General features: G+C 47.3%; 14 protein-coding genes. 10 read left to right on the top strand and 4 right to left on the bottom strand.

Annotation, left to right across the window (positions count from 1 at the left end):
- Positions 1-397 precede the first annotated feature (397 nt).
- On the top strand, positions 398-1,228 hold the full coding sequence (locus tag COW15_RS16100) for a MaoC/PaaZ C-terminal domain-containing protein (RefSeq protein WP_293633671.1): 831 nt from the start codon (positions 398-400) through the stop codon (positions 1,226-1,228).
- A gap of 18 nt (positions 1,229-1,246) precedes the next feature.
- On the opposite strand, the gene COW15_RS16095 is transcribed toward COW15_RS16100, so the two are convergent.
- A complete protein-coding gene (locus COW15_RS16095) occupies positions 1,247-2,137 on the bottom strand; it encodes an aldo/keto reductase (protein WP_293633669.1) in 891 nt (296 codons plus the stop codon).
- A 193-nt stretch (positions 2,138-2,330) separates the two neighbouring features.
- On the opposite strand from COW15_RS16095, the gene COW15_RS16090 reads away from it, so the two are divergent.
- Both COW15_RS16090 and COW15_RS16085 read left to right on the top strand, forming a co-directional pair.
- On the top strand, positions 2,331-4,043 hold the full coding sequence (locus COW15_RS16090; RefSeq protein WP_293633667.1) for a formate--tetrahydrofolate ligase: 1,713 nt from the start codon (positions 2,331-2,333) through the stop codon (positions 4,041-4,043).
- 226 nt (positions 4,044-4,269) lie between these two features.
- A complete protein-coding gene (locus COW15_RS16085; protein ID WP_293633665.1) occupies positions 4,270-4,599 on the top strand; it encodes a hypothetical protein in 330 nt (109 codons plus the stop codon).
- 59 nt (positions 4,600-4,658) lie between these two features.
- Here COW15_RS16085 and COW15_RS16080 read toward each other — a convergent pair whose 3' ends face one another.
- Positions 4,659-4,784, bottom strand: coding sequence for a hypothetical protein (locus tag COW15_RS16080; RefSeq protein WP_293633663.1), 126 nt, complete (start codon positions 4,782-4,784; stop codon positions 4,659-4,661).
- Positions 4,785-5,058: 274 nt separating this feature from the next.
- On the opposite strand from COW15_RS16080, the gene COW15_RS16075 reads away from it, so the two are divergent.
- The 6 genes from COW15_RS16075 (at position 5,059) to rraB (ending at position 9,687) form a co-directional block, all read left to right on the top strand.
- Positions 5,059-5,349 (top strand): ABC-type zinc uptake system zinc chaperone, encoded by a 291-nt coding sequence (locus COW15_RS16075; RefSeq protein ID WP_293633661.1) that lies wholly within the window; start codon positions 5,059-5,061, stop codon positions 5,347-5,349.
- Positions 5,350-5,431: 82 nt separating this feature from the next.
- Positions 5,432-6,613 carry a hypothetical protein gene (locus COW15_RS16070; protein WP_293633659.1) on the top strand — a complete coding sequence of 394 codons (1,182 nt, stop codon included), beginning with the start codon at positions 5,432-5,434 and terminating at the stop codon, positions 6,611-6,613.
- Positions 6,597-7,505 carry a zinc ABC transporter substrate-binding protein gene (locus COW15_RS16065; RefSeq protein ID WP_293633657.1) on the top strand — a complete coding sequence of 303 codons (909 nt, stop codon included), beginning with the start codon at positions 6,597-6,599 and terminating at the stop codon, positions 7,503-7,505. Before COW15_RS16070 ends, COW15_RS16065 begins: the two co-directional genes overlap by 17 nt.
- Positions 7,506-7,510: 5 nt before the next feature.
- Entirely contained in the window at positions 7,511-8,311 is an 801-nt protein-coding gene (locus tag COW15_RS16060) for a metal ABC transporter permease (RefSeq protein ID WP_293633655.1), read from the top strand.
- A 178-nt stretch (positions 8,312-8,489) separates the two neighbouring features.
- A complete protein-coding gene (locus COW15_RS16055; RefSeq protein WP_293633653.1) occupies positions 8,490-9,233 on the top strand; it encodes a 1-acylglycerol-3-phosphate O-acyltransferase in 744 nt (247 codons plus the stop codon).
- Between the two features lie 43 nt (positions 9,234-9,276).
- A complete protein-coding gene (gene rraB / locus COW15_RS16050) occupies positions 9,277-9,687 on the top strand; it encodes a ribonuclease E inhibitor RraB (RefSeq protein WP_293633651.1) in 411 nt (136 codons plus the stop codon).
- A gap of 85 nt (positions 9,688-9,772) precedes the next feature.
- Here the strand turns inward: rraB and COW15_RS16045 are convergent, their stop codons facing one another.
- On the bottom strand, positions 9,773-10,747 hold the full coding sequence (locus tag COW15_RS16045; protein WP_293633649.1) for a sensor domain-containing diguanylate cyclase: 975 nt from the start codon (positions 10,745-10,747) through the stop codon (positions 9,773-9,775).
- Between the two features lie 18 nt (positions 10,748-10,765).
- Positions 10,766-11,761, bottom strand: a complete 996-nt coding sequence (locus tag COW15_RS16040) for a response regulator (protein ID WP_293633647.1) — start codon at positions 11,759-11,761, stop codon at positions 10,766-10,768.
- 398 nt (positions 11,762-12,159) lie between these two features.
- Here COW15_RS16040 and COW15_RS16035 point away from each other — a divergent pair, with 398 nt between their 5' ends.
- Positions 12,160-12,966 carry a crotonase/enoyl-CoA hydratase family protein gene (locus COW15_RS16035; RefSeq protein WP_293633645.1) on the top strand — a complete coding sequence of 269 codons (807 nt, stop codon included), beginning with the start codon at positions 12,160-12,162 and terminating at the stop codon, positions 12,964-12,966.
- The last annotated feature ends 540 nt before the right edge of the window (positions 12,967-13,506 follow it).

Here is a 13,506-nt window from a genome sequence, read left to right as displayed (position 1 = left end):
AGGCGCATCAATGAAAGAATGTCGGCCACCTTTTGAATTGATGCAACACGGAAGTGGAGTGCCCTAGGCGCTCCGTCCCGGCGGTTTTTAACGCACTTTATGCTGTGTTGGTTATTTTTAACTTAGTCCACTAGGTCTGCAAATAACCGCCTTGCCTAAAGTGCGTTAAATTCCCGCTGAATCCTGCATCTTCAGGTTGTTTGGGTATAGTTGTCCATTCGGAGAGTCAGCATCAGCCCTTTTTAAGACGTAGTTTTGCCTGTTTTACACTCGTGATCAGTTTGATTTAGCGGATGTTAGTCATCTGGGCGGGGTATTTCTGGCTATCGGCGCCGAGGGATAGTTAATTAAAAGGTACTCAGACTTGAATAATGCATATTGTGTTGAATTGAACGCGATGCCGTCGCTGTTTTCTCTTTATCGCAAGATCTTCTTTGGACGTAAACCAGGTTGGAACCAACAGCCTCTACCTCATATTAAGGTCACTGCGCCTAATGTGACTGTGTCTGAAGCGAGCGTCAGCCAATATGCCCAAGTTTGCGGCTTCCAGTTTGATGGTAAAGTCCTTCCGCCGACTTACCTTTATATCATGGCCTTTCGCCTACATGCGGTCATTTTTACCCACGATGGTATTACCTTTCCATTACTGGGCATGATCCACCTTAAAAACCGCATCCAAGTGTATCGCCCTACGACAGTCGACGAGAAGTTCTCCTTAGAATGCGCACTCACAACGAGCCGTGAGACAGATTCGGGTTTGGAATTTGAGTTTGTTTCAAAAGTATTTGTCGGGGAAGAGTTAGTGTGGGAATCGCTCTCGACCTATTTATATCGTATCGAAACTGCGGGTCGCCGAGTGCGTCCACCTAAGGCGCTTGAAATGGCGTGGGATGCACCGCAGTGCTGGGTACTCAGTGAAGATCTTGGCCGCCGGTATGCCAAAGCCTCCGGTGACTATAACCTGATCCATTTACACCCCGTGCTCTCCAAGCGCTTTGGTTTCGATCGCGTGCTGGCCCATGGCATGTGGTCTAAGGCCCGCTGCTTGGCTGAATTAATGCCCGAGATTGGCGAGCGTCCATTCGTTGTCGATGTGGCTTTTAAGTTGCCACTTTTAATGCCAGCCGAAGTGGGATTTGCCTATGAAAAGGGCGCCGATCGCTGGGTCTTTGAACTGCGGGATAGCAAAGGCCGTCGCCCCCATTTAAGTGGTGATGTGCAGTTTTAAACTCCCGTGGAAACCCTGTTAAGGTACGCTGTGACCCGTTGCAGCTTGCCAGATGCTAAACCACTGCTGGCGATCGAGCCGAATATGGCTCGATGCGACGGCACTCTTAATCCGTTCAATATTACCACTGCCTATAATGGGCACAGGCCTGCTTGGCAACATACGTACCCAAGCATAGATCACTTGGCTAATGTCTTGGGCATTCACTTCGTCGGCTATGATGGCTAATGTTTGCTGCAAGCGTACGGCCTGCGGATGGGTATTCTTAAAAATGTTTCCCCCACCCAGACATGACCAAGCCATAGGTCTGATACGTCGTTCTTGACAGAGATCTAAGGTGCCATCGGCTAAGTGTCTCATTTCCAGTGGTGATATCTCCACTTGATTGGTGACTAAAGGGGCGTCGAGTCTCGATTGCAGTAATGAAAACTGTGACACAGTAAAATTAGAAACCCCAAAGTGACGCACTTTGCCCGCCTGTTTTAAGCGTGAAAAGGCTTCGGCGACCGCATCCGCATCCATCAATGGATCGGGTCTATGGATAAGTAACAGATCGAGATAATCGGTATTCAGTTGCGCCAAGGATTGTTCAACGCTGGCAACAATATGCGCGTAGGAGGTGTCATAGTGGTTGACGTAACGCGTCGGTCGACAATCAAAGGCGGGCTTGATCCCGCATTTACTGACGAGCTGCATTTGCTCACGCAGTGCAGGTTTGAGGCTTAAGGCTTCGCCAAACAAGGTTTCACACTGGTATTGGCCATAAATATCGGCGTGGTCCATCGTAGTGACGCCTAAATCTAGGTATTGCTCAATCAGGTTTAGAGCTTGTATCGGCGTCATCTCCCAGCTTGCCATTCGCCAAAATCCAGCAACAAATTCAGAAAAAGTAAAATGGGGCTCGTACATATCATTCCTCTCTGGGGAAGGTGTTTTTTGTTGTGTAAAGACCGTAAGCCGATTTGTTTGATGCAGATTAAGGAATCGCTCATTAACCCCTGCTATCACTTTCTCATCACCTAATATCTGTGGTATTCAATCGGCTTATGTTGATGTCGAACATTCATACTAACCCAGAATACCTTCGAGGGAGAAATTACCCATGCTGACCGATATGGCTATTTCAGGCCGTGCAAGTTTAAAAAACATCGCAGAACTGGGTATTGAGTTTGGGCTATTACCCGAAGAAATGACCTTATTTGGTAACACAAAAGCTAAGGTCGATTTATGTGTGCAGCGGCGCTTAGCTGGCCAGCGTACGGGTAAGCTCATTATCGTCACTGCCGTCACTCCTACACCCTATGGTGAAGGTAAAACCGTGACCAGTATTGGCCTAACTCAATCGCTTAAGGCCATAGGTAAAAGGGCCTGCGCCTGTATTCGTCAGCCGAGTATGGGGCCGGTATTTGGGGTAAAAGGTGGCGCAGCGGGTGGTGGTTACGCACAAGTGGTGCCTATGCAGGAGCTGAATTTGCACCTCACTGGGGACATTCATGCCGTAGGCAGTGCCCACAATTTAGGTGCTGCGGCCATTGCCGCGCGGCTTTTTCACGAGTCGCACTTAGGCAAAACCGAATTTGAGGCACAATCTGGGCTGGCATTTTTGGATATCGATCCCAGTGAGATCCGCTGGCACAGGGTCGTCGATCATAATGATCGTTGCCTGCGGCAAATCCATGTCGGCTTGGGTGAAAACAATGGGCCCGAATATGCATCGCGCTTTGACATTAGCGCCGCCTCCGAGTTGATGGCCATTCTGGCCCTTAGTCAAAATTTAGCGGATATGCGTGCTCGTATTGGCCGTTTAGTCTTGGCGCTCAATCGGCAGGGGGAGGTGATCAGCGCCGATGATTTGGGTGTGGCGGGTGCCATGGCGGCGATTATGGCCGATGCCATTAAACCGACCTTAATGCAGACCCTCAATGGGGCGCCGTGTCTTATCCACGCGGGGCCATTTGCCAATATCGCCCACGGCAATTCATCGATTATTGCCGATGATATCGCCTTAAAACTGGCCGATTTTGTGGTTACCGAAGGCGGGTTCGGTTCCGATATGGGCTTTGAGAAATTCTGCAATATCAAAGTGCGCCAGTCGGGGCAGGTGCCGAGTGCGGCGGTGTTAGTCACCACCCTAAAGGCCCTGAAAGCCAACAGTGGTTTAGAGTCTGATATAGATATCAATGCGCCCGATCAAATTCGTCTTGAGGCGGGATTTGCTAATTTAAACTGGCATATCAACAATGTGGCTCGATATGGTATTCCAGTAGTGGTTGCCATTAATCGTTTTGCTACCGATACCGATGCCGAACTGCAATGGTTGACTGAGGCTGTTAGTCGCACTCAGGCCTTTGGTTGTGAGATAAGTGATGCCTTTGCCAAGGGGGAGGCCGGCGCAATTGCCCTAGCGCAAACTGTGATCCAAGCCGCTGAAACTGAAATCCAGTACAAGCCGTTGTATTCAGAGCAAATATCATTAGAGGCTAAGTTATCGACCTTAGCCGAGGTCGGTTATGGCGCATTGGGCGTCAGTCTCTCCATTGAGGCCAAGCAACAAGTGCAGCAACTGAATGCACTGGGTTATGGGCATTTACCTGTCTGTATTGCCAAGACACCACTGTCGATCAGCCATGATCCTACGCAAAAAGGCGTGCCAAAGGGCTTTATCGTGCCTATTCGAGCCCTAAGTTTGAATGCGGGGGCGGGATTTATTACGGCACTGGTGGGCAATGTGATGACTATGCCAGGACTTGGGATCAAGCCGGGTTATTTAAAGATCGATATCGATGAAGACGGTGAGATTATCGGATTAGGTTAGCGGCTCTTACTGCGTTGTCGCTAAGCTCACATTCAGGGTAGGCTAGCGTGCTTCCTACCTTGTATTATTTTACCGTTGGATGGATACACACTTCGCGCTGTGGAACGGGGTGCTAATGCCCTTAAGTGTATTTATCGACATTTTTAACGGTTGAGATCAATTTGAACACTTGGATTGAACAGGGATCTGGTAAACTTAGTCTCCCTTATTTAAGAATCCTAGTTTTATGTTGTGCTCCCATTGCAATCAATATATTAAAGTGAGTGAAATCAGCCATCAGCGTGGAAAGGGCTTTCATGCACAAGTTCAATGTCCCCATTGCACAGCTTGGCTTGGGCGTAGTCCTATACTCGCTAAGCTCAAATTACTCGGTTTTTATTTGAGTCTCTTCACTGGGCTTTACAGTTACTTTGATGCATCGGTCAGACACTTTTTAATTCCTGTGATGATTTTTTCTTTGATGCTGTTGTTTGTGAGTCACTTTATGGATCAAGTGATTACGATAGAAGCGCCGGAAAAGGTCGACGATAGTGAACAGCGGCAGAAATACCGTTAATCACTATATGTGGCATCCTGAGCCCAAGAAAGCGGGCTCAGGGGAAGCTAATAGCGTCGTTACTGAACGACTTGCTCTTGGCTCTCTAATGAATGTTCAACGTAATAAATTCCGCCCAAAATCAATGCGCCGAAAATCACTATACCTAAGATTAGCCCTAAGTTTTCACGAAAAAATGCTAGCATTTTGGTTGCCTTTTGATAGATGGACAGGGGAATAATGCCAAGCGAATCTTGTGGTTTTTCGCCTGCATAAAGACTCAACACACTATAGTTATTCTGACTTAAGCTAATCTTAAATCCCCCTTTTTGCTAGCCTACGCCTTGTTTTTCATCTGTTTTATCTATAACTGCATTAAAGGTAAATATCTTGTAACCTATTGTAGGGCCATTACCTTATTGCAACTTACCGTGGGCCTAGCATAAACTTGTGTCACTTTTTTACTATGGGAACGACTAGGTGAGACTTCAACGTCACATAAGACGCACAATTTCAATATGGCTTGCTGCCGTATTGGTATTGCTGTCTTTTGCCGCCTCCGCCCATAGTGTGACCCACCTTGATGATGGGGCTAAAACCCACTGTACACTCTGCTTCCATCAGCATCAGCTCAACAAGATTTTATTGACCCAGCCACTGACACTCGATTTAGCCGCGCAGCAGTTTGATGTGGTCGAATCTGTGTTACCCCCCTCCATTTCAAAACACCTTAGTGTTTATCACAGCCGTGCGCCTCCTTTCACTCTCTAAATCAACTAAAACATTTTAACTTATTGTATTTCTTGATGGCTTTATATCAGTCATCGAGTGCTAGTTGTATTTTGGAGATATCATGACTGTGTTAAATACCCGAATGTCTTTGGTGGCTTTGGCGTGCGCTTTAGTTTCGCCGACACTCTTAGCGGAAGATTCGAGCCTGACAAATCCTGCGATCAGTGCGGTTTTGAATGGTTATTATCAAACGGGCGAGCGTCCCTTGGCCGAGAGCCCAGACGGTTTTGGCTTAGGTGAAACAGAACTGGCGATGAGCGCCAATATTGACGATATGTTCTATGGCAAAGTGACTGCGGTGGTTGAGAGCCATGACGGTGAGACCGAGCTGAATCTTGAGGAAGCCTTTATTCAAACTATGGCGATGCCAGCGGGATTTTCAATCCGTGGCGGCCGTTTCCTGTCGGATATTGGTTACCTAAATAACCAACATTTACATACCGATGCCTTTACCGATCGTCCCATCGTTTACCGCGCGTTTCTTGGGGGCCATTATTTTGATGATGGGGTGCGTTTGAATTATGTTGCTCCAACGGATCTCTATTGGACCATGGGTATCGAAGCCTTTAAGGGCGACAGTTTACGTGCGGCCGATGAACATGGTGAGCGTGAGTTTAAGAAGGTCGGCATTTATACCTTGTATTCAAAAATCGGCGGTGATATCGGCGATAACAGCTCATGGCAGGCGGGCCTAAGTTACCTACGTAACGAAAATGGCCAAATGACGGCCCATGAAGAGGGCGATGGGCACGATGAGGCGACAGAAGATGGCGAAGCAGGCCATAGTCATGCCGCATCTTACACAGGTAAAAATACCTATGGTGCTGATTTTGTTTATAAGTGGGCGCCCAATGGTAACTATAAGTACCAAAATCTTACCCTGAGCGGCGAGTACTATCGTGTGAGCGATTTTACCCCTGTCGATCTGCATCCTGAGGATGCGCCGAGCCAAGATTACCACCAGGGTTGGTATTTGAGCAGTGTGTATCAATTTACCCCGAGTTGGTCCGCGGGGCTGCGCTACGGTGAGGTCGATACCCAGGAACTCCATGACGATCATTTTCATGGGCAAAAGTTGAAGGAGTCTGAGGTGACTCTGGCGTGGCATTCAAGCCATTTCTCGACGGTTCGTTTCCAGTATACCCATCAAAAGGGTACTAACTTCGACGGAATTGAAGACGATAACATCTTCACTATTCAATACATTATGTCTCTGGGGGCCCACGGTGCGCATCAATTCTAATTTAGCTAAATTGGCCGCAGTGGCCTTATCTGTCGCTTATACCGGTTTGGCCCATGCCGAACTCAATGTATTTGCCTGTGAACCTGAATATGCGGCATTAACGAAGGAGCTTGCTCCTACGGCGAGCATCTATTCGGCAACCACAGCCTTGCAGGATCCCCACCAAGTACAGGCGCGACCAAGCTTGATTGCCAAAATGCGTCAGGCGGACCTAGTGGTTTGTGCCGGCGCCGATCTTGAGATAGGTTGGCTGCCTATGCTGCAGATGAAGTCGGCAAACGCTAACGTGCGCTCGACCGATCAGGGCTTATTTTTCGCCGCCGATCAAATTGAAACCTTAGATAAATTGGCCAGTGTCGATCGTAGCATGGGTGATGTGCATGCTAAGGGGAATCCACATCTCCATTTCGATCCGACCCGACTGCTCAAGGTCGCGACAGCCTTAACGGCTAAGATGGTTCAACTTGACCCTGCGGGTGCGGCCGATTATCAAAAGTCATTAGCCGACTTTAGTACCCGTTGGCAAGCGGCAATTCCACGTTGGGAGGAGCAAGCCAAGGGGCTACAGGGTAAAAAAGTGATCGCTTACCATTCTAGTTTTAAATATCTATTCAATTGGATTGGTATTGAGCAAGTGGCTGATTTAGAACCTAAACCTGGACTAGCACCCACCAGTGGGCATTTGGCTAGTTTGCTGAGCCGTGCCGAGCAAGGTGATATTTTGGCGGTTATCGTCGCCTCCTATCAAGATGAGCGCGGTGCCAAATGGCTCGGTGAAAAAGCGAACTTGCCAGTGGTGATGTTACCTATGTCAGTGGGGGGCAATGACAGCAGCAAAGATCTTTTTAGTCTATACGACAGTGTTATTTCCCTCTTAAATGGAGTGAAATAAGGCCTATGTTTGATCTGGAACTGATGTCGATTCTCTTGCCTGCGCTGGCGGCGGGGATCTTAGTGTTGTCGACACATATTGTACTGGGTAGGCAAGTGCTTAAGCGTGGCATTATCTTTATCGATTTAGCCATAGCACAGGTTGCCGCCCTAGGCGCCATCGTCGCCCATATGGACCACAGATTGGAAGAGATGCCCTTTTCCCATGTGTGGATGCCAGCCCTGTTTGCCCTTGGTGGCGCGGGGTTTATCGCTTGGTTATCTAAGCGAATGGCGGGTGAGCTAGAAGCGATGATCGGCTGCTTTTATGTGTTGTCAGCGGTGGCAGCTATGCTGCTATTGGCGAACGACCCACACGGCGCCGAGCTGCTAAAACAATTGATGTCGGGCCAGATCCTCTGGGTGAGTTGGTCGCAATTGGTGTTGCCGACACTGGTGTATTCTGCCGTGCTATTGACGATATTCTTGCACCCCAAAATTTTGGATGGAGCTGGGTTTTATCTGCTATTTGCACTAGTCATCACCTTGTCGGTTGAATTAGTCGGTGTGTACTTAGTGTTTAGTACCTTAATATTGCCCGCTTTGGCACTAAACAAGTACCGCGGTAAAGGTCGCTTGTTTTATGCTTACCTCGTTGGTTTATTCGGCTATGTGTTAGGACTTATCCTGTCGGCGACGTTAGACCTTCCAAGCGGAGCGGCGATAGTCGCCACTTTAGCCGTGAGTGCCTTAGTCTTCCGCTTGGCGTTAACTCGAGTATCACCCCTGGCAGTGGAGGCTGACGTCTTGCCTAAACAGCACCTCTAATTGGAAATTAAAAGCCCATCGATACACTGGAGGTTCAGTATATCGATGGGCTTTTTGTTTGTGGTGTTTCAACTGTTAGTTTGCGGTGTTAGCAAGTCAGCTTACAGATGTAAACAATATATTGAGTCCCTAGGCCATGGTGGCTATACTGTCGCCACTTTTATCGTCGGAGTATGCCGTGCTGTTAATCGTCAGATCTATGTTGTTGGCGGTGTCATTGTTGCTTGCCTTTATTTTTGGTGGCTTAGTGTGCTTGCTGAGGCCGCGTCACCGTGACAATGTACATATGTTCGCCAAGATCTTCTCATCGGTCGCCCCTATCCTAGGGATTAAAGTCATAGTACGTCGCCATAAAGACGTGCAGGATGGACCTTATATTTTCCTGGCAAATCATCAAAATAACTTCGATCTTTTCACCCACACTAAAGCCGTACCTAAGGGAACTGTGAGTTTAGGTAAGAAGAGTCTGGCGTGGATGCCATTGTTTGGCCAAATTTATTGGCTGTCGGGCAATATTTTAATCGATCGTAAAAACCGCCATAGCGCCTTCGATACTATGGCTAAGACGGTCGAAAAAATTAAGCAAAATAGCTTATCGGTGTGGATTTTCCCCGAAGGCACGCGTTCGCGTGGGCGAGGATTATTACCCTTTAAAGCGGGCGCCTTTCATACGGCACTTGCGGCTGGAGTACCAGTGGTTCCTGTGCTGGCTTCTTGCCAGAGCCATATTAATTTAAACCGTTGGGATAATGGGGTCGTTATTATTGAAATGATGGCGCCAGTTCCTACGGCAGGGCTAGATAAGGCGGACGTTAAGGCTTTTTCGGCGCAAATCCATGCCAACATGTCGGCAAAATTCGCTGAGATAAATCAAGAAGCGGCAGCACTTATGGGTAAAACTCTTACGGATGATGACGTATAATACCTTCAATTTGAGCCAGATTTACCTTAACGGAGACAAATCCATGTCTATTGAAAGTCAGTTAAAAGCCCAACTTGCCGAGAATCGTGACATAGTGCAAGCCCTGCTTGACGATGGCTCAGAGCCAGATGCGGAATATATTATTGAGCATCATTTTTCATCTACCAATTTTGACCGTCTCGAAAAAGCGGCTGTGGATGCGTTTAAACTCGGTTTCGAAGTCAATGACGCCGAAGAAATGGAACTCGAAGATGGCTCAGTGATCTTCTGTTTCGATGCGGTTGCTCACCATAAGCTGGATGTTGCATTATTGGATAAAGCCGCCGAGCAATTACTGCAACTGGCGGCAAAACAAAAAGTGGATTATGACGGTTGGGGAACTTACTTCGTTGGTGATGATATGGACGACGAAGATGAGGATGAAGACGACGAAGATGATGGTTTCCCACATTAATTCATCTTCAGTCTCTTGATTGTTGTCACGACAAGATTTTAATAAAAATGCCCATCTAAATGGGCATTTTTATTGGGTGTATGTTTTAGGTATGGCTCGTGTTGCTTGTATGCAAAATACTGCAATTACGGCCTTTTTGTTTTGCTTCGTATAGCGCTTTGTCGGAGCAAGAAATCCAGCCTGAACTGCTGGTGATATGGGAGCCAATTTCACATACGCCCAAACTTACCGTCACAGTAATCTTAAGGCTTTCATACACTATGACAGATGCGGCAATTTTTTCCCGTAAGCGTTCGGTAAAGTGTAGGGCATCTACTCCGCTCGTTTTGGGCATGACCACAGCAAACTCTTCGCCGCCATAACGGCCCAGGCAATCGGTTTCCCGTAGGGACTGACTGAGGATATGGGCAATATGCTGAATGACTTTATCCCCAGCGAGATGGCCATAGGTATCGTTGATTTTTTTAAAGTGGTCTATATCTATCATCACTAAACTCGCCACCCCCGAATAACGGGCATATAAATCAAATTCATGCTCTAAGCATTGTTGCCAATGGCGTCGATTATGCAGTTGGGTTAAGCCATCGGTTTGACTGAGGTGCTCAAGTTGTTCATTAGCCGCCTTAAGCTGCAACTTGTTGACGGCAATATCGGTAACGTCATACACAATTACGCTGATATGGGTTATTTGTCCGGTTAAGGAGGCCAGTGGTAGCAGGGTCACGTTTTGATACATGAAATCGGCGCGGCCAGTAATAGGGCGGTAATTTTTGAATTGGAACACATAGGGCCTTTGTTCCCAACTGATAAAGGCTCGATTTTTAAGCATAAAAACCGATTCCATTTTCTGTTTTAACCACGTCGCGGGTAGCTCGGGGAAGCGAGAAAACAGATTTTGACCTTTGATCGAATTTGGGGAAACGCCGCTATGGTTTTCCATAAAACCGTTCCACAGTTGGATATTGTAATGGCGATCTAACACCACTAACCCTACCTCTATGGTTTGCACCATATCGATAAGCCAGTGTAGTTCGTTCATTGCGCTTTGGTCGTTTGACATAAAGTAAAATCCAACGGGTTAATCGAGTAAATAGCCGAGCTTATAGCTCAGAGTGGGGATGGAGTCCTCGGTGAAGAGCAGTAACAAATCGCATTGAATATTATGATCTTCAATCCGATAATTGATCTCCATCGCTAAAGTTCGGTGCCATTTCTCTGAATTATCATGGATAAGATCGTTAACCGTGCAGTGGCGGCCAAGTACTACGGGATGGGCTTGGCTGAATTTCATATCGAGTTGTTCGGATATGCCATTGAGGAAGGCACCGATCAGCACGTTTCCAGTATCGATCAGGACTTCAATCTCAGTATTTTTATCTTCAGGATTGGCTAATCCCATCAGCTTGGCCATATCTTGGAAGCTAGAATCATGGAATAGCAATAAGGCTTCTCCCGCAATCCCCGCACCAATAAAGCCTTGGCAAAGTGCTGAAACAGTTGAGCTTTCTTCCGTGGCTTTGAGCGCCATGGTTAATTCACTCACCTCAAGCACGTTCACATTGGGGATGGGGAGTAACACAAATACATCGAGTAACTTGGCCAACAGATCGGCGGCGCGCCCCATGGCGACGTTAGCAATTTCTTGGCAGGCATCGCGCATATCGACTTTGATCATTGGGACTTCGTCGGCGATATCTTTCTGCGTCAGAGTCAAGATGCCATACTCTTGCAAAATGTTACTGATGGCGTCGGCGCTGACGGGTTTTTGGATAAAATCTAAGGCGCCTAACGCTTTTACTCGCTCATGGGCTTTGATTTGAATATCGCCGGAAACCACAATGATCAGCGCGGGCAGATCGTTTTGTTGCACGGCCTGCAGCACTTCATAACCGTCCATCACGGGCATATTAAGATCGAGAAATACCACTTCACCCTTACCTGCGCGAATGGCATCTAATCCTTCGGCACCATTGGCGGCGAAGGTAATGTCGACATCCCACTCTTTGGGCAGAGTGCGGGCCATTTGCTTGCGCGCCATGGCGGAATCGTCACAGATGAGTACAGATATTGTCATGCTGACTGGTGATCCTTAATTTGCCCATTAATTGAAGATAACACTAATTTTTCAAGTTTGACTGACGAATTGTGAGCTTCGGGCAAGTCTGGTTTTTCTCTTCTACATGTACGCTGCAGATTTTATGTCGCTAAATTTCTTGCAGGTACTATTTGAGATTGGTGTTATAGAACTCACGTTGTTTCAGTAATATTTGAATTCGAACGGCTTATCTTGCTGAAAGAGCTATTAATGTGCTCAAACTTAATCGTTATAGCCTAACATAGTTGTGCATCAATATTTGGCTGTAATGACAATATTTTGACCAAGGTCAAAATTTGCGCCCATGTTATATCTTTTAGTGAATTAAACCAAATATGTTAACATCCAATCTGGACTGACCAGTAACGGAATATTTCATGAGCGACCAATGTGTGCAAGTGACAATTGACGATGGCATTGCCTATGTGCTGCTTAATCGTCCAGAAAAGATGAATGCAATTAATTATTTAATGTTTAGCCAACTGGATAGGGCTATTAAAAACATTAAAAAAAATCGCCGTATTCGTGCGGTTATTCTTTCGGGTGCTGGTGGCAATTTTAGCGCTGGGCTGGATATTAAAAGTGTGATGTCGGCGCCGATGCAAGCGGTCAAACTGCTTTTTAAGTGGTTACCGGGCAATGCTAATCTTGCACAACGTGTCTCCCTCGGCTGGCAGCGTTTACCTGTGCCTGTTATTGCTGTGCTCGATGGCTGCTGTTTTGGGGGAGGAATGCAAATCGCCCTCGGCGCAGATATACGTATTGCCAACCATGACAGCCAGTTATCAATTATGGAGGCCAAGTGGGGGCTGGTACCCGATATGGCGGGATTAGTGACCCTGAGGCAAATTATGCCCAAGGATCAGGCCATGTTGTTGACCCTGACGGCTAAAGTGCTGGGCGGTGAAGAGACCCTATCCCTTGGACTCATCACGCAATTAAGTGAACAACCTATGCTTGCCGCCAAGCAATTAGCCACGCAGTTCAGTAAGACTTCCCCCGATGCTGCGGCGGCGATCAAGCTCAGTATTAACGTGAGTTGGACCGCGTCGCTGCGCAGCCTATTAAGCCGTGAATCCTTAAGCCAAATTAAGCTGTTACTCGGCAAAAATCGCACTATTGCCGCGGTGCGGCAGTTAAAAGATCCCGATAAACCCTATCGCGACAGGCAATCGGGCTGGTGATTGCATCAGGCTATAAAGATTGCAGGGTGGAACAGTAGGTTGTCTGCTTTATGCGAGAGATATTTATTAGGTTCATTGGCCTAACTCAACCATGCCCAATTAAAAATAATTTTGAATAAAAAGTCAACTTAATCAATTATATAGGATCGCCATGGCATTCGCTCGCCGACACGGTGAATAGAAACCTAGGGTTTCTACGTTTATGAACGAGAGCCATGGTCGTTCTCATGCATCCCTGCATTGCACGACATTCAGGCATCCTGCCTATCAGATGGCGAACTGGCAGTTAAACAGGGATGTTGTTCCAGTCCTTCAATGGATGCTTGGCCGCCCCGTCTGATGTGAAAGGATTCACTAATGCCGCGATGGCATGGATGCCAAAAAGCGGCCATGGGGCGGACGGTCGTCTCGCCAATCACCCTAGCTCACCTGTTTAGCATCGGCGTAGCCTGTAAGTTTTAAATAAAAACTCAGCACGTTTTGGGACGTGCGACGTGAAGTCGTATGAAGCGCTGTTCACCGCTTAACGAGTGAACCATC

Origin of the sequence: Shewanella sp. CG12_big_fil_rev_8_21_14_0_65_47_15, assembly GCF_002783505.1 — a bacterium.
GTDB lineage: Bacteria > Pseudomonadota > Gammaproteobacteria > Enterobacterales > Shewanellaceae > Shewanella.
The sequence above is the reverse complement of the archived record's forward strand: the minus strand, read 5'-3'. Positions and strand labels throughout refer to the sequence as shown.

Bases quoted from the DNA above. Each gene is read 5' to 3' on its own strand.
- COW15_RS16080 (WP_293633663.1), bottom strand. From the start codon at position 4,784: ATGCTAGCATTTTTTCGTGAAAACTTAGGGCTAATCTTAGGTATAGTG.
- COW15_RS16095 (WP_293633669.1), bottom strand. From the start codon at position 2,137: ATGTACGAGCCCCATTTTACTTTTTCTGAATTTGTTGCTGGATTTTGG.
- COW15_RS16100 (WP_293633671.1), top strand. From the start codon at position 398: ATGCCGTCGCTGTTTTCTCTTTATCGCAAGATCTTCTTTGGACGTAAA.
- COW15_RS16040 (WP_293633647.1), bottom strand. From the start codon at position 11,761: ATGACAATATCTGTACTCATCTGTGACGATTCCGCCATGGCGCGCAAG.
- COW15_RS16090 (WP_293633667.1), top strand. From the start codon at position 2,331: ATGCTGACCGATATGGCTATTTCAGGCCGTGCAAGTTTAAAAAACATC.
- COW15_RS16085 (WP_293633665.1), top strand. From the start codon at position 4,270: ATGTTGTGCTCCCATTGCAATCAATATATTAAAGTGAGTGAAATCAGC.
- rraB (WP_293633651.1), top strand. From the start codon at position 9,277: ATGTCTATTGAAAGTCAGTTAAAAGCCCAACTTGCCGAGAATCGTGAC.
- COW15_RS16060 (WP_293633655.1), top strand. From the start codon at position 7,511: ATGTTTGATCTGGAACTGATGTCGATTCTCTTGCCTGCGCTGGCGGCG.
- COW15_RS16035 (WP_293633645.1), top strand. From the start codon at position 12,160: ATGAGCGACCAATGTGTGCAAGTGACAATTGACGATGGCATTGCCTAT.
- COW15_RS16070 (WP_293633659.1), top strand. From the start codon at position 5,432: ATGACTGTGTTAAATACCCGAATGTCTTTGGTGGCTTTGGCGTGCGCT.
- COW15_RS16045 (WP_293633649.1), bottom strand. From the start codon at position 10,747: ATGTCAAACGACCAAAGCGCAATGAACGAACTACACTGGCTTATCGAT.